Below are 17,357 nucleotides of genomic sequence, written 5' to 3'. Positions count from 1 at the left end.
GAGCGCAGCGCGTGAGGGTCAAGGACTAAACAGAGATTTTCTTGGAAAAGGTTCCATCAAGGTTTATATGCCGCGATATGAAACAGGTATTCTCCCCCTCGAACCTGCCCTTTGTGAAGATGCATGGGCTAGGCAATGACTTCGTGATCTTTGATTCTCGGGGGATGGACGCGCGCGTCACGCCTGCCTTGGCCAAGGCGGTGGGAGATCGCAATCGTGGCGTGGGTTTTGACCAGCTTGCCGAGATTCGCGACGGCGATGACACCGACATCACGCTCGACTTTTGGAACAACGATGGCAGCCGTGCGGGCGCGTGCGGCAATGCCACCCGTTGCGTTGCTTGGCTGATGATGACCGAGAGCGGCGCGGATAGCGTCAGCATTCGCACAGAGCGCGGCATTTTGAGCGCGGTGCGGACAGGCGACGAGATATCCGTCAACATGGGCCACCCGCAACGTGACTGGGCTGAAGTGCCCTTGAGCCACGCTGTGGACACCGACCACCTGCCCCTCGCGGGCGCCCCCGTGGCGGTCGGTATGGGCAATCCCCACGCTGTGTTCTTTGTCGATGACATTGCAAATGTGGATGTGGCCGCACGCGGCGCAAGCGTCGAGCATGATCCGCTGTTCCCCGAGCGCACCAACGTGGAGTTCGCCCAAGTGCGCAGCCGCGACGAGATCAGAATGCGCGTCTGGGAGCGCGGGGCGGGCATCACACTGGCCTGTGGATCAGGAGCCTGTGCCACCGTGGTCGCCGCCGCCCAGCGCGGCCTGACGGATCGCTGTGTGCGCATGGAGGTCGATGGCGGCTGGATGACCCTCGACTGGCGCGACGATGGCGTGTGGATGACGGGGCCTGTGCAACTTGTGTTTAAAGGCGAATTCGACGCGACCTTTCTGGAGCGTCTGTGATGTCCGCTAAACCGCCCGTCTTTGCGACCCTCGGCTGTCGCCTCAACGCCTATGAAACCGAAGCGATGAAAGATCTCGCGGCGAAAGCAGGCGTGGAAAACGCCGTGGTGGTGAACACCTGTGCCGTGACGGCCGAAGCCGTGCGCAAAGGCCGCCAAGAGATTCGCAAACTGCGCCGCGACAATCCTGATGCCAAGATCATCGTAACAGGCTGCGCCGCGCAGACCGAACCAGAGACATTTAATGCCATGAGTGAGGTCGATCTTGTGATCGGCAACACCGAAAAGATGCAGCCCGAAACATGGTCGGCGATGGGGCCGGATTTCATCGGCCAAACCGAGCGTGTCCAAGTTGACGACATTATGAGCGTCACCGAAACGGCGGGCCACCTGATCGACGGCTTCGGCACGCGCAGCCGCGCCTATGTGCAGGTGCAAAACGGCTGCGATCACCGCTGCACCTTCTGTATCATCCCCTACGGTCGCGGTAATTCCCGCTCCGTGCCTGCGGGCGTTGTGGTCGATCAGATCAAACGGCTCGTGGATAAGGGCTTTAACGAAGTGGTCCTCACGGGCGTTGATCTGACCTCATGGGGCGCGGACCTGCCCGCTGCGCCGCGTTTGGGCGATCTAGTCATGCGCATTCTCAAACTGGTGCCCGACCTGCCACGACTACGGATTTCCTCGATTGATTCGATTGAGGCCGATGACGCGCTGATGGAGGCGATTGCGACCGAGAACCGCCTCATGCCACACCTTCACCTCAGCTTGCAGCATGGTGATGACCTCATCCTCAAGCGCATGGCACGGCGCCATTTGCGCGATGATGCGATTCGCTTTTGTGAGGAGGCCAAGAAACTGCGCCCCGATATGACTTACGGCGCGGATATTATCGCGGGCTTCCCAACAGAAACAGACGCCCATTTCGAAAACTCGCTGAAGCTCGTGACGGACTGCGACCTCACATGGCTGCACGTCTTCCCCTATTCAAAACGCGAGGGCACACCCGCCGCGCGAATCCCCAACAAGGTCGACGGCAATGTGATCAAGGCCCGCGCGGCACAATTGCGCGCCGCAGGGGACGCACAGGTGCGCAAACACCTAGACGCGCAAATCGGACGCTCGCACTCCATCCTGATGGAAAATCCTCACATGGGGCGCACGGAACAATTCACCGAAGTCAGCTTTGCCGCGCCGCAAACCGAAGGGGCGATTGTGAGCGCAAAAATTCTCGGGCTGATCGGCTCGCAACTGACGGCGTGACGCCATGAGCCGCCCTATCCTCTATTCCTTCCGTCGTTGCCCCTATGCCATGCGGGCGCGGCTCGCGATTGCGTCCGCGGGACTTGAGGTGGAATTGCGCGAAGTTGTGCTACGCGACAAGCCCGCGCAGTTGATCGACGCCTCTCCCAAGGCAACCGTGCCCGTCCTGATCGACGGCGACACCGTGATCGACGAGAGCCGTGACATTATGGATTGGGCGCTTGCGCAGGCCGACCCCGAAGCGTGGCGCGACATGCCGTCTGACGGGGAGGACTGGATCGCTACCATCGACGGGCCGTTCAAAACCGCGCTCGATCGTTACAAATACGACACCCGCTACGCCGACGCCGATGCAACACAGGAACGCGACAAGGCGGCAGCGCTGCTGTGGCGCGTCGATGCACAATTGCGGGACACGCCCTGGCTCTATGGCGAGACACCGACATTGGCCGATATGGCCACGATCACCTTTGTGCGCCAGTTCGCCAACACCGACCGCGCATGGTTCGACGCGCAAGACTGGATCGGCGTCCACGGATGGCTGACGCGGTTCCTCGTATCCGAGCGGTTCGAGGCCATCATGGAGAAGTATCCCAAATGGCAACCTGACTCGGAGCCTGTACTTTTCCCTTAAAGCAATCCGATCACCATCTTACGGCGATGTTTGCGCTCACATTTTCGACCAAATCCCGATTTGCACGGGCCTGAATGTCACGCATGACCCTCTCAACAGCACCTGCGGCCTATTGTATGCTAGACGTGGGCGCATTGCGCCGCTAAAAGCGCCTCCGAAGGGCTATAGGAAAACTATGGTCCCGAATGCATTGGCCGGTTGGTTCCGGCTTGAGACAATGGAGATTTGCTCGTGTCCCACGTAGACGAACACGAAGGCACCCGCCGCGATTTCCTGTACTACGCCACTGGTGGCGCAGGTGCAGTAGCAGCCGGCGCCGCGGTCTGGCCTTTGGTCAATCAAATGAACGCATCCGCAGATGTTAAGGCTCTGGCCTCCATCCGCGTGAATATTGCCGACGTTCCCGTCGGTACGCAGTTGACGGTGAAGTGGCGCGGCAAACCCGTGTTTATCCGTCGCCGCACGCAAGACGAGATCGACGCAGCCCGCGCTGTCTCGGTAGACGAATTGGTTGATCCGATTGCGCGCAACGACAACAAGGACGCGGCACTTGACGCATCCGACGAAAACCGCGCGATGGACGAAAACGGCGAATGGCTGGTCATGATGGGCGTTTGTACCCACCTTGGCTGTGTGCCACTCGGCGATGGTGCAGGTGACTTTGGCGGCTGGTTCTGCCCTTGCCACGGTTCGCACTACGATACATCCGGCCGTATCCGCAAAGGTCCAGCGCCTGAGAACCTTCCGGTTCCGACGGCTGCCTTTGACGGCGACGCTGAAATCATTCTGGGCTGAGGGAGAAACTGATGTCTGGTATTCCACACGACCACTACGAACCAAAGTCCGGTATCGAAAAATGGGTGAACACCCGCCTTCCGGTTATTGGCCTTGTCTATGACACGCTGATGATCCCGACGCCGAAAAACCTCAACTGGATGTGGATTTGGGGCATTGTTCTTGCCTTCTGTCTCGCCCTCCAAATTGTCACCGGTATTGTTCTGGTGATGCACTACACGCCACACGTTGATCTGGCCTTTGCCTCTGTCGAGCATATCATGCGCGACGTGAACGGCGGCCATATGCTGCGCTACCTGCACGCAAACGGCGCATCGCTGTTCTTCTTTGCTGTGTATCTGCACATCTTCCGCGGCCTCTACTACGGCTCATACAAAGCCCCGCGCGAGATCACATGGATCGTCGGCATGATCATCTACCTCCTGATGATGGCGACAGGCTTCATGGGCTACGTGCTTCCTTGGGGTCAGATGTCCTTCTGGGGCGCGACTGTGATCACCGGTCTGTTCGGTGCGATCCCTCTCATCGGCGAGCCTATTCAGGCTTGGCTGCTTGGCGGGCCCGCTGTGGACAACGCCACGCTCAACCGCTTCTTCTCGCTGCACTACCTGCTGCCCTTCGTGATTGCCGCTCTTGTGATCGTTCACATCTGGGCCTTCCACACCACGGGCAACAACAACCCCACAGGTGTTGAAGTGCGCCGCACCTCCAAAGCGGAAGCCAAGAAAGACACGCTGCCATTCTGGCCCTACTTCGTGATCAAAGACCTCTTTGCTCTCGGCGTTGTCTTGGTCGTGTTCTTTGCTGTTGTAGGCTTTATGCCGAACTACCTCGGCCACCCCGATAACTACCTCGAAGCCAACCCGCTTTCGACACCGTCGCACATTGTGCCCGAATGGTACTTCTTGCCGTTCTACGCAATCCTGCGCGCATTCACCGCTGATGTGTGGATCGTTCAGGCCGCGTCGTTCATCACAGGCGGCATCATCGATGCGAAGTTCTTTGGCGTTCTCGCCATGTTCGGCGCTATCATTGTCATGGCTCTGGTGCCTTGGCTCGACACATCGACAGTCCGCTCCGGCAAGTACCGCCCAATGTTCAAATGGTGGTTCTGGCTTCTGGCAATCGACTTTGTCGTGCTGATGTGGGTTGGGGCGATGCCAACCGACGGTATCTATCCATATATCTCACTGATCGGTGCGACCTATTGGTTTGCCTACTTCCTCGTTCTCATGCCGCTCTTGGGTGTCATCGAGAAACCGCTTCCACTTCCGGAATCGATCGAAGAAGACTTCTTGGCCCACTATCCGGCCGCAGCCAAAAAAACGTCCGAGTGAGAAAGGAACTAGGGAAATGATGAAGAAACTCACCCTCTCCGCCCTCACCGCTCTGGGTCTATCCGCTGGCGCGGCTATGGCTGCGGGCGATGCGGCACACATCCATGACGTGGACTTCTCCTTTGAAGGCCCGTTTGGCACCTACGACCAGATGCAGCTCCAGCGCGGTCTTCAGATCTACACTGAAGTCTGCTCTGCCTGTCACGGTATGCAGTATGTTGCGATCCGTACCCTTGCGGACGAAGGTGGCCCAATGCTTCCCGAGGATCAGGTCCGCGCCTATGCGGCCCAGTTCCCCGTGAACGATGAAGCCGCAAACATGCACCTGTACGACTATGACGAAGGTGCCGCACGTGCGCTGACGGAGAATGACCACTTCCCCGCCAACCACTCGCAAAACGCGCCTGACCTGTCTTTGATGGCTAAAGGTCGTGCAGCATTCCACGGTCCTTACGGCACTGGTATCAACCAGTTCTTGCGTGGCATTGGTGGCCCCGAGTACATCGTCGGAATCCTCACTGGTTACACCGGTGAAGAGAAAGAAGAAGCAGGCACCATCTACTACGAAAACACCGCCTTCCCTGGTGGTTGGATCGCGATGGCTCCACCTCTTTACGGTGAAGATGTCGAATATGCCGACGGTCACTCCAGCGAGTTGCACCACGAAGCCGAAGACGTCGCAGCCTTTCTGATGTGGGCGGCTGAGCCAAAACTGGAAGCCCGCAAGCACGCTGGGTTCCTCGCAGTGGTCTTCCTCACTGTGCTGACCTCGCTTTTGTATCTGACGAACAAAAAGCTTTGGGCACCGCACAAAGGCAAAAAAGTCGACCTGTAAATCCGGTCGTCTGACACAAAAAGAAAAGCGCTCCGAATTTCGGGGCGCTTTTTTTCATGGGGGAATCTCTAAAACGGACTCAGTGACCGATGTAGTCGTGGTAGCCGTGGGGCGGATGGGCTGCGATCTGGGACCATGTACGCGGTGGATGAGCCTCACCCCCCTCGACCCAGATCACTTGGTCCGCAAAGGCCTGTGCATCGCCAAGGTCATGCGACACCATCAACAGGGTTGCGCCGATCCGCGCACCCACATCCCGCGCCAGTCCTGTCATATCCTTGCGCATCGCGGGGCCAAGCGCCGAAAACGGCTCGTCCAGAAGCACAAGCGGCTGACGCTGCACCAACACTCGCGCAAGCGCCACGCGCGACTGCTGCCCGCCTGAAAGCTGTGCGGGCAACCGATCCCCCATATCCCCGAGGCCCGTGGCCTCAAGCGCCTCTTGCACCGCGATCTTGTCGTCGGCCGACAAACGCAGCGTCGGATTGATCCCCAAACCGACATTTTGAGCCGCGCACATATGGGGAAAGAGATTGTTGTCTTGGAACAGATGCGAGACGGGCCGTTTCGCGGGGGGCATCGCGGTAATATCCACGCCCTCCCACACAACACGCCCCGACGTGGGCGCGAAAAAACCGCCGATCACCGACAGCAAGGTTGATTTCCCCGCCCCGCTAGGTCCGAGAATAGCCGTCGCTGATCCTGCGGGTAGGTCGAAATCGGCACTCAGGCGAAAGTCGCCCTGTGTTATGATGAGGTCATCAAGTGTCAGCACGGCCGCGCCCTCCCCGATCAAAGATGTAAAACAGCCCAAGGCTCAACGCGAGCAGCAACAGCGCCGCCCCCATCGCTTGGTCCATGCGGTAAGATCCCATAAGGCGGTAAATCTGAAGCGGCAGCGTCGCTTGCTCAGGACGGGCAAACAAGGTGATAACACCCAGATCGCCCATCGACAGCGCCGCCGACAGACCCGCCGCAAATCCCAAAGGCGCACGAATGCGCGGCAGCGTCACCAACCGCAAGCGCGTCCATCCCGACATGCCGAGCCCGTCCGCCAGACGCCCAAAGGCCGCCTCGCTTCCCGCCACGGCAGGACCAATTGCGCGGATCACGAACGGCAGCGCCATCACCGCATTCACCAAAGCCGTAATGGCGAGAGCAAGTGTCGCGGGATCAATGAACGGGAAAACCATAATGAACAGCCCCGTCCCCATCACCAAGGGCGAGGCCGCAATCGACAGCATTCCGACCCCTTCGAGCCACGCCCACCGCTGCGCCGTCAGAACGAGCGCGAGAGACAACACAATGGCAAGCCCCGCAGACCCAAGCGCCGTGGCAATGGATCGTAGCGCAGAGGTCCACACAGAGGCGGGCAGCTGCATCACCCCCCCCGCGCCATCCACGAGCAATGCGGCCAAGGGCGAGAGCAAAAACAGCGCAGCCAACACGATCCAGACCGCATCGGCCAGACGCGTGGACAGGGTGGCCGTATCAAACCGCAACACCGTGCGATCTAAACTACCGCCCATAACCTGCGGCACCTGAAACCGCATCGAGGCAAAAGCCGCCAACGCACAAATCGCGAATTGAATGAGCGCCAGAAGCGAGGCCTTCCCCAGATCGAAGTCGTAGCGGAACGCCTCGTAAATCGCCAACTCAACCGTGGTGGCTTTCGGCCCGCCGCCAAAGGTCAGCGCCACCGCGAACGACGTCGTGCAAATCAGAAAGATGACCGCAAGCGCCCCGGGAACAATGTCGCGCAGCATCGGCATCTCGATATGACGAAACACATCGCGAGACGTGAATCGCAACGAGGCCGCAAGGCGGAACCGCTCGGCAGGGATCGCGCCCCACCCGTGTAGCAAAAGACGCGTAGCGAGGGGGATGTTGAAGAACACATGCGCAAGGATCACACCGTGGAACCCATAGATCGAAAGAGGCTCTAATCCGACCCAAATCAGCACTTTCGAGACAATTCCACTTTTCCCGAACACCGCCGTAAGACCAAGAATTGCAACGATCACGGGCAAGATAAACGGCGCACCCAACAGCGTGACAAGCGCCCCGCGCCCCCAAAACGTTCGCCGCGCAAGCGCCCGCGCCACAGGGATTGCGACCCCCACCGACAGCGCCGCCGATAGTGCTGCCTGCACAACGGTGAACCGCACAGCCGCCCAATCATAGCTTGAGAGGGCAGAGAAGGCCTCCGCCCGAAAGGCCACAGCCCCCAATGTGCCGAGGCTGAGAACGGCAACAAGTGCCGCCGCAATCAGCCCCGACCAAGTGCCTATTGAGACAGGCCGGTGCGCCATGCGGCGATTGCCTCATCTCGGGCCGCAGCGGCCTCATCTTCGTTCAGGAAGATCGCCTTTTCAGGATAGTTCAACTGCGAGAACGCCTCTGGCCACTGATTCTTTGGCAGGGCCGCAGGGTAGGACCAGTTCGCCGTTGGAATCAGGCTCTGGAACTTCTCATCGAGGATAAACGCCATGAATTGATCGGCCAACTCAGGCTGATCGGTGCCCACCAGTTTCGCGGCCAGCTCAACGAGGAAATAATGCCCCTCATCGAACAAAGCAGCGGACTTGGTTTCGTCCTCTTCGGCGATGATGTGATAGGCGGGCGAGGTCGTATAGGACAGAACCATGTCCACCTCACCATCGGTGAACAGCCCGTAGGCCTCCGACCATCCCTTTGTCACCGTGGTGATTTTGGGCGCCAGTTTCGCCCACGCCGCCTCCGCCTCGTCGCCAAACACTTCACTGCCCCAAAGCACCAAGGCCAACCCCGAAATCGAGGTGCGCGGATCTTGGATCGCGATGGTCCAATCCTCGTCCGAGTTTACAAGCTCGGCAAAGGAGGTCGGCGGGTTGGTGATTTTCGTGTTGTCATACACGAACGCCGTGTAGCTCCAGTTGAACGGCAAAAACGTGTCATCGTTCCACTCAAGCGGCAGCGTCAAAGGTGACAAATCCAGCCCATGAGGCGCAAAAAGCCCCGTTTCACGGGCTTTCTTGGTCACATCGGAATTGAGCCCGATCACCACATCCGCAGGGGTGCGTTCACCTTCGAGCAAGATGCGCGGCAGGACATCGCCCGTCACATATTCGATCTCGCAACCGCCACAGCTTTCCTCGAACGCCGCTTTGATCGCGGGACCGGGCCCCCATTCAGAGGCAAAGTAGTCGGGGGCGTAGATGGTCAAAGGTTCGGCATTCGCGCCGAAAGCAGCAAAGGTTGCTGCAAAAGTCAGTCCATATTTCATGGCTCGCTCCATAGTCAAATGGGCGAAGAAAAAGGGCAGCAATGTCGCTGATACCTTCCCTCCGCCGGTGTTAGCCGGTTCAGGTTCAACGGGTCCGCTTTCGCATCTCAGCCACAACAAAGGTGGCACCCCGAGGTGATGGCGACGCTATGAGCCTTTGACGCCAAGTGCAAGCCCTCCCGCAATACGGCACGCCTGATTGCTCAACCTATCGACTTCGGATAAAGCAGAGACAACACGAGGAGCAGACCATGAGCATGAATACCTTCGGACATCTTTTCCGGTTCACCACTTGGGGCGAAAGCCACGGACCTGCCCTTGGCGCGACTGTCGATGGCTGCCCTCCCGGCATCGAGATCAACGAAGAGATGCTGCAAGTCTGGCTCGACAAGCGCAAACCCGGAACATCGAAATACACCACGCAGCGCAGAGAGCCCGATCGGGTCGAAATCCTCTCGGGCGTGTTCGAGGGCAAAACCACAGGCACGCCAATTCAGCTGTTGATCCGCAACACCGATCAGCGCTCCAAAGATTACGGTGAGATCGCGCAAGCCTTTCGCCCCGGTCATGCCGACATCACCTATTTCCAAAAATACGGCATTCGCGACTATCGCGGTGGTGGCCGCTCGTCCGCGCGTGAAACGGCCGCCCGTGTCGCCGCAGGCGGCATTGCCCGCGCGGTCTTGGATCAACTGGTGCCTGACATCAAAATCAAAGGCTACATGACCCAAATCGGGCCGCACGGCATCGACGGGCCGCGCGATATGGCCGAGATCGACAACAACCCGTTTTGGGTGCCCTCGGCCAAAACTGCCGAAAACTGGGCCGCCTATCTGGACGGTATCCGCAAGAGCGGATCATCTGTCGGCGCGATTTGCGAGATCACCTGTTCGGGCGTCCCTGCGGGGCTAGGTGCGCCAATTTATGCCAAGTTAGACACTGATTTGGCCGCTGCGATGATGTCGATCAACGCCGTCAAAGGCGTCGAAATTGGCGAGGGCATGAACGCCGCCTGCCTGACGGGCGAGGAGAACGCTGACGAAATGCGCATGGGGCCAGATGGGCCAGAGTTCGGGTCGAACCACGCAGGCGGCATCTTGGGCGGGATTTCCACAAGTCAGGATCTGGTCGTGCGCTTCGCCGTCAAACCGACCTCGTCGATCCTTACGCCACGCAAGACGATTACCAAAGAGGGTGCAGAAACGGACCTGATCACCAAGGGCCGCCATGACCCCTGTGTCGGCATCCGTGCGGTGCCCGTGGGCGAGGCAATGATGGCCTGTGTGGTGCTTGATCATCTGCTCCTGCATCGCGGTCAGGTGGGCGAAGGCCCCAAGGGTAAGATCGGCGGCTAAGCCCCGCCGCTTACGCCTTTGACAACTGCACGGCGAGGATGCCCGCCATTATGGTGGCCACGCCGATGATGTCCCATCCTGTCACGACTTCACCCAAGAACACCGCCGCAATGGCGACGCCGAAAAACGGATTGAGGAAGTGGAAAGCGGCGGCTTTAACCGTGCCGATGCGCTCGACCAGTTTGAACCATAGCCATGTGGCAAACAGCCCCGGCAGGAACGTCGTGTAGAGCAAGGCAAAAACAAGTTTGCCCGACATGTTGACCGTGTAGCTATCAACAAAGGGCGAGAGAACCAACAAGACAGCCGAACCGATCAAACTCTGGATACCGACGACCATCAGCACGTTCTTGCCCGCCCCAGTCGAGCGCACGGATAGCGTCGCAACGGCGAGCGCAACCGTCCCGATCACACACATCACAATGCCCACAACATCGCTACCCGCCGAAAGGCGGTGCGACATGATCACAAGCACCCCGACAAAGCCCGTCACGAGGCCCGCAATGGCGATGGGTTTGGGATGTTCACGCAGGAATAGGGTCGAAAGCAGCGCCACAACCAGTGGCATCGACGACGCCAGAATAGAGGCAAGCGACGCCTCGACAGAGCGCATGGCAAGGAAATACAATCCGAGATAGGCGGCGTTCTGGCACAGCCCGAAAATGATGATCCCGCGCCACTGCGCCCGCGAGAACGACCAGCTTTGACCAAGGCGATATGCAATCGCGACACCGACCACGCCAGAGAGAAAAAACCGCAACGACAACGAGGCCAATGCAGGCGCGTCCGCCACAATGACACGCGCAGACGTAAACGCAGATGACCAGATAAATACGAAGGCCAACCCCATGAAAATGGCTTTGATATCCATAGTTCGTCCTTGGCTACATGGCAGGCGCGGAAACTGTGCCGCAATCAAATAGAAAAGGGGCCGCCTATAGCGACCCCCTCCCAAAATCAAATTGTCGATCTTAGCCGTTCACGCTGTCTTTGAGCGCTTTAGCGATCGTCATTTTTACAACTTTGTCGGCAGCTTTTTTCATTTGCTCGCCAGTCTGCGGATTGCGGACCATACGCTCGGGGCGTTCGCGGCAATAGATTTTGCCAACACCAGGAAGGGTCACAGCACCGCCGGCAGACACTTCTTTGGTAATGATGCCAGTAACGGCTTCCAGTGCAGCAGCAGCGGATTTTTTGTCGGTGCCCATGTCTTCAGCCAGTGCGGCAACAAGCTGGGTCTTTGTCATTGGTTTAGTGGACATTCTGTAACTCCTCGTAACTCTCCCCCATGTAATTAGAGGGTATTGCGCATTTTTAAGCCAATATTGTGTGGGGACACAACGATTAGTGTGAATTTAGGCGAACTTTTACCGTATTTGGACGAAAAAGCACGATTATAGGAAGGCAGTCTCCTCAAAAGAGCGCAATTTCCGACTATGGATGCGCTCGATTGGCATTTTTCTCAGGTTTTCCATCGCGCGAATACCGATCAAAAGGTGCCGCGAAACCTGCGATGTATAGAATTCCGATGCCATACCGGGTAGCTTCAACTCCCCATGTAACGGTTTATCCGACACGCACAAGAGTGTCCCGTATGGCACACGGAAGCGGAAACCGTTGGCGGCAATCGTTGCGCTTTCCATATCAAGCGCCACAGCGCGGGACTGGCTCAACCGCTGCACAGGGCCGGATTGGTCCCGCAATTCCCAGTTGCGGTTGTCGATGGTCGCCACCGTCCCCGTCCGCATGATGCGTTTCAGGTCATAGCCCTCAAGTTGGGTAATCTCCTCCACCGCATCCTCAAGCGAGGTCTGGATTTCCGCCAAGGCAGGGATCGGAACCCAAACAGGAAGATCCGCATCCAGCACATGATCCTCTCGCAAATAAGCGTGCGCGAGAACAAAATCGCCAAGCCGTTGCGAATTACGCAGACCCGCGCAATGCCCGACCATGATCCACGCATGAGGGCGCAGAACAGCGATATGGTCCGTCGCGGTTTTAGCGTTCGACGGTCCCACCCCGATATTGACCAAAGTCACACCCGATCCATCTTCCCGCTTGAGGTGATAGGTCGGCATTTGCGGCATTTTCGTTGTCGGCTCGATCGGGGTTTTCCCGTCGAAAATCTCCACATTCCCCGTCGAGACAAAGGACGTGTAACCGCTCTTTGGATCGTCGAGCTGTGCGCGTGCATAGGCCTCAAACTCGGAGACATAGAATTGGTAATTGGTGAACAGGACGTGGTTCTGGAAATGTGTCGCGTCGGTCGCGGTGTAATGCGACAGACGGGCCAGAGAATAATCCACGCGCTGCGCGGTAAAGGGCGCTAGCGGACCAGAGCCGTCCTCGTTCAGATAGCCGGACCCGTTGACGATATCGTCATGGGTCGTGGCCAGATCAGGCACATCGAAATAGTCCCGCAGCGGGTAATCCATCGCGCCTTCTTGCGGGATGGTGATGCTTTCGTCATTGGCTACGGCAAAATGCACCGGCATCGGCACATTGGACGCCCCGACCGAGACCGAAACCCCGTGATTGTGCACAATCTGCGTGATCTGTTGGATCAGGTAATTGCGAAACAAATCAGGGCGCGTGATCGTGGTGGAATAACTCCCCGGTTTGGACACGTGACCAAAGGAAAGACGGGTGTCCATCGCGGCGAACGAGGTCGTGGTCACGCGGATTTCAGGATAATAGGCACGATGACGCGCGGTGGGGACTTTCCCCGCTGCCGCCTGCGAAAATCGCTCCGTGAGGTAACGGGTCGCGGTGCGATACAGTTTCTCCAGCCGATCAACCGCCGCAACGGGATCGGAAAAGAGTTCGGCATCGGGGACCTCAGGCGTCTCAATGGTCAATGGATTTGAATTCTGGATCACGGGAGGTCTCTTTATTCCTGTTCGTCTTTTCTTTGCGCTTGATTTTGGAGCCAAGCCTCTAGAGTCATTTGTCACCACTTCGCCATTCGACGCAAGGCCGTGTGTGCAAACTTACCTATTGAGGACGGACAATCGTGACGGGACATCTTTTTTCTTTCGGACATGGATATAGTTCCAGCGCTTTGGCTGCGCGGTTGGTGCCGCAAGGGTGGCGCATCACGGGCACAACACGTGAGGCGCATAACGCCGATGCCATCCGTGCCAGCGGCGTCACCCCCGTGATTGTCCCTGACCAAGATATCGCCCCCGCCCTGCGCGAGGCCACGCATCTCCTGGTCTGTGCCGCCCCCGACGAAAATGGCGACCCGATGTTGGCACGGTATCAAGACCTCCTGACCGAAGCAGCGCCGCACCTTACATGGGTCGGCTACCTGTCGACCACGGGGGTCTATGGTGATCATGGCGGCGATTGGGTGGACGAAGACACGGCCCTGTCGCCCGCGACGCGGCGCGGGCAGATGAGGGTGGAAGCAGAGAACGCATGGACCGCGTTTTGCACGGACAGCAATCTCCCCCTGTCCATTTTCCGTCTCGCGGGCATCTATGGTCCGGGACGCGGCCCCTTCGCAAAAGTCCGCGCAGGGACCGCACGGCGGATCATCAAGGACGGCCAAGTGTTCTCACGCACCCATGTCGAAGATATCGCGCAGGTGCTTGAGGCCGCGATAAATCGACCCCAATGCAGCGGAATATTCAATGTCTGCGACGATGATCCTGCGCCACCACAAGACGTGATCGCCTATGCCGCAGAGCTCTTGGGGCTACCGCTTCCCGAAGCTGTGGATTTTGAAACGGCGGAGCTATCACCAATGGCGCGCAGTTTTTATGCTGAGAGCAAGAAAGTCCGCAATGACCGGATCAAGAGTGATTTGGGCGTACGGCTCCTCTATCCCGATTACAAAACGGGACTAGAGGCGCTTCTCAAGGCAGAGGAAAACGCGGGTTAAGCGCGCTTGGCCGAAAGATCCGCCACGCCCAAGACGGACAGGACTTTGGCTTCGATATTGGCCGCACTCAGGCCCGCAACCTCGTACATCGCCTCAGGGCTGGCCTGATCAATGAAGGTATCGGGCAACACCATAGAGCGGAACTTAATCCCGCGATCAAACACGCCATCATTGGCGAGGAAATCGGCCACATGTGACCCGAATCCACCGATAGCGCCCTCTTCGATGGTGATGAGCGCTTCGTGGTGTGCGGCCAGATCGCGGATCAGATCCTCATCAAGCGGCTTGGCAAAACGGGCATCGGCCACGGTGCAGGACACGCCCCGCGCCTCCAAGGCTTCCGCCGCCCGCATCGTCTCGTCAAGGCGCGTGCCAAAGGACAACAGCGCCACGCGCGTGCCCTCTTTGACGATCCGGCCCTTACCAATCTCAAGCGGTTCCCCGCGCTCGGGCATCTCGACACCAACGCCCTCGCCGCGCGGATACCGAAACGCAATCGGCCCGTCATTATGCGCCGCGGCCGTGGCCACCATATGCACCAGCTCGGCCTCATCAGCCGCAGCCATCACGACAAAGCCGGGCAAGTTGGACAAAAACGCCACATCGAACGAGCCCGCATGGGTCGCGCCATCGGCCCCGACCAGACCCGCGCGGTCAATCGCAAAGCGCACGGGAAGGCGTTGGATCGCCACATCATGCACCACTTGGTCGTAACCTCGTTGCAAGAACGTCGAATACATCGCGCAAAACGGCTTCATCCCGCCTGCGGCCAGACCCGCAGAAAAGGTCACGCCATGTTGCTCGGCAATCCCCACGTCAAAACACCGCGACGGATAGCGCTCCGCAAACAGGTTCAACCCCGTGCCATCAGGCATCGCTGCTGTTACCGCACAGATCTTGTCATCCCGTGCCGCCTCATCCAAAAGCGCCTTGGCAAAGACAGAGGTATAGGACGGCGCGTTTGATTTCGCCTTTTTCTGCTTGCCTGTGACGACATCGAATTTTGCGGTCGCGTGGCCTTTGTCGGCGGCGGCCTCGGCGGGCGCATAGCCCTTGCCCTTCTTCGTGATGGCATGAATCAGGATCGGACCCGTGGCCCGCGCCTTGACCGTGCGCAGCACCGACAGCAGTTGATCCATGTCGTGCCCGTCAATCGGTCCGACATAGGAGAACCCAAGCTCTTCAAACATCGTGCCGCCAACCGTCATGCCCTTGAGCATTTCCTTGGCCCGTTTCGCGCCCTCTTGGAACGGATGGGGCAGCAAAGACACCGCGCCCTTGGCGGCGGCTTTCAACTCTTGGAACGGCGCGCCCGCATAAAGGCGCGACAGATAAGACGACAACGCGCCCACAGGTTCGGCAATCGACATCTCGTTATCGTTGAGAATCACGATCATCCGCTTGCCCAAATGGCCCGCGTTGTTCATCGCCTCGAACGCCATACCCGCAGACATCGACCCGTCACCGATCACGGCAATCGCGTCGCCAATTCCATGCTCGGTCGCTCCACCCAGATCACGCGCCACGGCAAACCCGAGTGCGGCAGAAATCGACGTCGAACTATGCGCCGCGCCAAAGGGATCGTAGGGGCTTTCCGAGCGCTTGGTGAACCCGGATAAACCGCCCTCTTGGCGCAAGGTGCGAATGCGGTCACGACGCCCCGTCAGGATTTTGTGCGGATAGCATTGGTGCGACACATCCCAGATCAACCGATCCTTTGGCGTGTCGAACACAGCATGAAGCGCCACCGTCAACTCAACCACACCCAGACCCGCACCAAGGTGCCCGCCCGTCTCGGACACGGCCGATATCGTCTCGGCCCGCAATTCCCCCGCGAGGCGTTTCAACTCACCATCCGTGAGCGCCTTCATATCGGCGGGAACCGTAACACGGTCGAGGATCGGTGTTTGAGGACGGTCGGACATTGTCGCAACTCCTGCCTTAAGTTTCACGCGAGATAACGAAACGGGCCACATCCCGCAAGGCATCTGCACGAGTTCCGTAGTGGCTCAATGCCGCACAAGCCTCATCAACCAGATCACGCGCGCGCGTTTTCGCACCCGCAAGCCCCAAAAGAGAGACAAACGTGGCCTTGCCCGCATCGGCGTCCTTGCCAACGGCCTTGCCCGTTTTTTCCGCGTCACCTTCGACATCGAGAATATCATCTTGGATCTGAAATGCCAAACCCACGGCTTTGGCATAATGGCCCAGCGCCGTCGGGTCGGCCCCGCCCAAGATTGCCCCCGCACGCGCCGACCATTCGATCAACGCGCCGGTTTTATTCGCCTGCAATTCGGTGATCGCAGCGAGATCAAGCGGGGTCGCGGCAGTCTCCGCCGCGATATCCTGCGCCTGTCCCAAAACCATTCCGTGAATGCCCGATGATTTGGCCAGAGAGGCGATCAATTCGACCCTAATCTGGCTTGAAACGCCCAATTCGGGCCGCGTCAAAAGATCAAACGCAAGGGTTTGAAGCGCATCTCCCGTCAGCACGGCAGTCGCCTCGTCCCACCTCTTATGCACGGTTGGCTGACCACGGCGCAGATCGTCATCATCCATGCACGGCAGATCATCATGGACGAGCGAATAGGCATGGATGGATTCAATCGCAGCAGCGGCCCAAACGGATTGCGCGGGCGGCACATCATGCAATTGCGCCCCTTCCATCACAAGAAACGCCCGAAGCCGCTTACCGCCACCCAAGGCATAGCGCATTGCAACCTCAACCGGACGGCTGCCTAAAGGGGCAAGCGCCTCATCCAGACAGGCCTGAACGGCGCTGCGGCACTGTTCCATACGGTCTTGCATTAGAGGCCTTCAACAGGCGTGGCGGCCGTCGCTTTTCCGTCACCGCCGACAGAAATCTTCTCGACCTTCTCTTCAGCGTCTTTGAGTTTGGCCTCGCAATGCGCTTTGAGCTTCGCACCGCGTTCATAGAGCGCGATACTGTCCTCAAGCGCGACATCGCCGCGTTCAAGTTTACCAACAACTTGGTCCAATTCCGCCATCGCGGCTTCGAAACTCATTTGTTCTACGGCGGTATCCGACATGTAAAGCTCCTCGGCGCAGTTCAATTC

17 protein-coding genes and 1 riboswitch are annotated in these 17,357 nt (G+C 58.7%); of the genes, 8 read left to right on the top strand and 9 right to left on the bottom strand.

Features of this window, described 5'->3' with window-relative positions:
- The first annotated feature begins 77 nt into the window (after positions 1-77).
- The 6 genes from dapF (at position 78) to ACN0TS_RS06995 (ending at position 5,774) form a co-directional block, all read left to right on the top strand.
- Entirely contained in the window at positions 78-911 is an 834-nt protein-coding gene (gene dapF, locus ACN0TS_RS07020) for a diaminopimelate epimerase (RefSeq protein WP_417258622.1), read from the top strand.
- The gene (gene mtaB, locus ACN0TS_RS07015; RefSeq protein ID WP_417258621.1) at positions 911-2,173 is read left to right on the top strand and encodes a tRNA (N(6)-L-threonylcarbamoyladenosine(37)-C(2))-methylthiotransferase MtaB; all 1,263 of its coding nucleotides are present in this window, start codon (positions 911-913) and stop codon (positions 2,171-2,173) included. The genes dapF and mtaB overlap by 1 nt, the downstream gene beginning before the upstream one ends.
- A gap of 4 nt (positions 2,174-2,177) precedes the next feature.
- Positions 2,178-2,807, top strand: a complete 630-nt coding sequence (locus tag ACN0TS_RS07010; protein WP_417258620.1) for a glutathione S-transferase — start codon at positions 2,178-2,180, stop codon at positions 2,805-2,807.
- A 231-nt stretch (positions 2,808-3,038) separates the two neighbouring features.
- A complete protein-coding gene (gene petA, locus ACN0TS_RS07005) occupies positions 3,039-3,602 on the top strand; it encodes a ubiquinol-cytochrome c reductase iron-sulfur subunit (RefSeq protein WP_417258619.1) in 564 nt (187 codons plus the stop codon).
- Between the two features lie 11 nt (positions 3,603-3,613).
- The gene (petB, locus tag ACN0TS_RS07000; RefSeq protein ID WP_417258618.1) at positions 3,614-4,939 is read left to right on the top strand and encodes a cytochrome b; all 1,326 of its coding nucleotides are present in this window, start codon (positions 3,614-3,616) and stop codon (positions 4,937-4,939) included.
- Positions 4,940-4,955: 16 nt separating this feature from the next.
- Positions 4,956-5,774, top strand: coding sequence for a cytochrome c1 (locus tag ACN0TS_RS06995; RefSeq protein WP_417258617.1), 819 nt, complete (start codon positions 4,956-4,958; stop codon positions 5,772-5,774).
- 79 nt (positions 5,775-5,853) lie between these two features.
- Here the strand turns inward: ACN0TS_RS06995 and ACN0TS_RS06990 are convergent, their stop codons facing one another.
- Genes ACN0TS_RS06990 through thiB form a run of 3 tightly spaced genes read right to left on the bottom strand, consistent with a single transcriptional unit; the run spans position 5,854 to position 9,039 of the window.
- Positions 5,854-6,549 carry an ATP-binding cassette domain-containing protein gene (locus ACN0TS_RS06990; protein ID WP_417258616.1) on the bottom strand — a complete coding sequence of 232 codons (696 nt, stop codon included), beginning with the start codon at positions 6,547-6,549 and terminating at the stop codon, positions 5,854-5,856.
- Complete coding sequence (locus ACN0TS_RS06985; protein ID WP_417258615.1) at positions 6,536-8,086, bottom strand: thiamine/thiamine pyrophosphate ABC transporter permease ThiP; 1,551 nt, start codon at positions 8,084-8,086, stop codon at positions 6,536-6,538. The genes ACN0TS_RS06990 and ACN0TS_RS06985 overlap by 14 nt, the downstream gene beginning before the upstream one ends.
- Positions 8,062-9,039, bottom strand: coding sequence for a thiamine ABC transporter substrate binding subunit (gene thiB / locus ACN0TS_RS06980; RefSeq protein ID WP_417258614.1), 978 nt, complete (start codon positions 9,037-9,039; stop codon positions 8,062-8,064). Before thiB ends, ACN0TS_RS06985 begins: the two co-directional genes overlap by 25 nt.
- A 39-nt stretch (positions 9,040-9,078) precedes the next feature.
- Positions 9,079-9,182, bottom strand: a riboswitch (TPP riboswitch).
- 108 nt (positions 9,183-9,290) lie between these two features.
- On the opposite strand from thiB, the gene aroC reads away from it, so the two are divergent.
- The gene (gene aroC, locus ACN0TS_RS06975) at positions 9,291-10,394 is read left to right on the top strand and encodes a chorismate synthase (RefSeq protein ID WP_417258613.1); all 1,104 of its coding nucleotides are present in this window, start codon (positions 9,291-9,293) and stop codon (positions 10,392-10,394) included.
- Between the two features lie 10 nt (positions 10,395-10,404).
- On the opposite strand, the gene ACN0TS_RS06970 is transcribed toward aroC, so the two are convergent.
- The 3 genes from ACN0TS_RS06970 to ACN0TS_RS06960 form a co-directional block, all read right to left on the bottom strand.
- Complete coding sequence (locus tag ACN0TS_RS06970) at positions 10,405-11,265, bottom strand: DMT family transporter (protein ID WP_417258612.1); 861 nt, start codon at positions 11,263-11,265, stop codon at positions 10,405-10,407.
- 100 nt (positions 11,266-11,365) lie between these two features.
- The gene (locus tag ACN0TS_RS06965; RefSeq protein ID WP_417258611.1) at positions 11,366-11,656 is read right to left on the bottom strand and encodes an HU family DNA-binding protein; all 291 of its coding nucleotides are present in this window, start codon (positions 11,654-11,656) and stop codon (positions 11,366-11,368) included.
- Between the two features lie 132 nt (positions 11,657-11,788).
- Complete coding sequence (locus ACN0TS_RS06960) at positions 11,789-13,270, bottom strand: AMP nucleosidase (protein WP_417258743.1); 1,482 nt, start codon at positions 13,268-13,270, stop codon at positions 11,789-11,791.
- A 137-nt stretch (positions 13,271-13,407) separates the two neighbouring features.
- On the opposite strand from ACN0TS_RS06960, the gene ACN0TS_RS06955 reads away from it, so the two are divergent.
- Positions 13,408-14,280 (top strand): SDR family oxidoreductase, encoded by an 873-nt coding sequence (locus ACN0TS_RS06955; RefSeq protein WP_417258610.1) that lies wholly within the window; start codon positions 13,408-13,410, stop codon positions 14,278-14,280.
- On the opposite strand, the gene dxs is transcribed toward ACN0TS_RS06955, so the two are convergent.
- The 3 genes from dxs to ACN0TS_RS06940 are packed head-to-tail and all read right to left on the bottom strand — an operon-like array spanning position 14,277 to position 17,330.
- Positions 14,277-16,205 carry a 1-deoxy-D-xylulose-5-phosphate synthase gene (gene dxs / locus ACN0TS_RS06950; RefSeq protein ID WP_417258609.1) on the bottom strand — a complete coding sequence of 643 codons (1,929 nt, stop codon included), beginning with the start codon at positions 16,203-16,205 and terminating at the stop codon, positions 14,277-14,279. The two genes, ACN0TS_RS06955 and dxs, sit on opposite strands and share 4 nt — an antisense overlap.
- Positions 16,206-16,221: 16 nt before the next feature.
- Positions 16,222-17,088: a polyprenyl synthetase family protein gene (locus ACN0TS_RS06945; protein WP_417258608.1), complete on the bottom strand. Its 867-nt coding sequence runs from the start codon at positions 17,086-17,088 to the stop codon at positions 16,222-16,224.
- Positions 17,088-17,330, bottom strand: coding sequence for an exodeoxyribonuclease VII small subunit (locus ACN0TS_RS06940; RefSeq protein WP_417258607.1), 243 nt, complete (start codon positions 17,328-17,330; stop codon positions 17,088-17,090). Before ACN0TS_RS06940 ends, ACN0TS_RS06945 begins: the two co-directional genes overlap by 1 nt.
- Positions 17,331-17,357: the final 27 nt, after the last annotated feature.

This window comes from Celeribacter sp., assembly GCF_048266405.1.
GTDB lineage: Bacteria > Pseudomonadota > Alphaproteobacteria > Rhodobacterales > Rhodobacteraceae > Celeribacter.
Note: the sequence above shows the minus strand (reverse complement) of the source record. Positions and strands in the feature narration are given on the sequence as shown.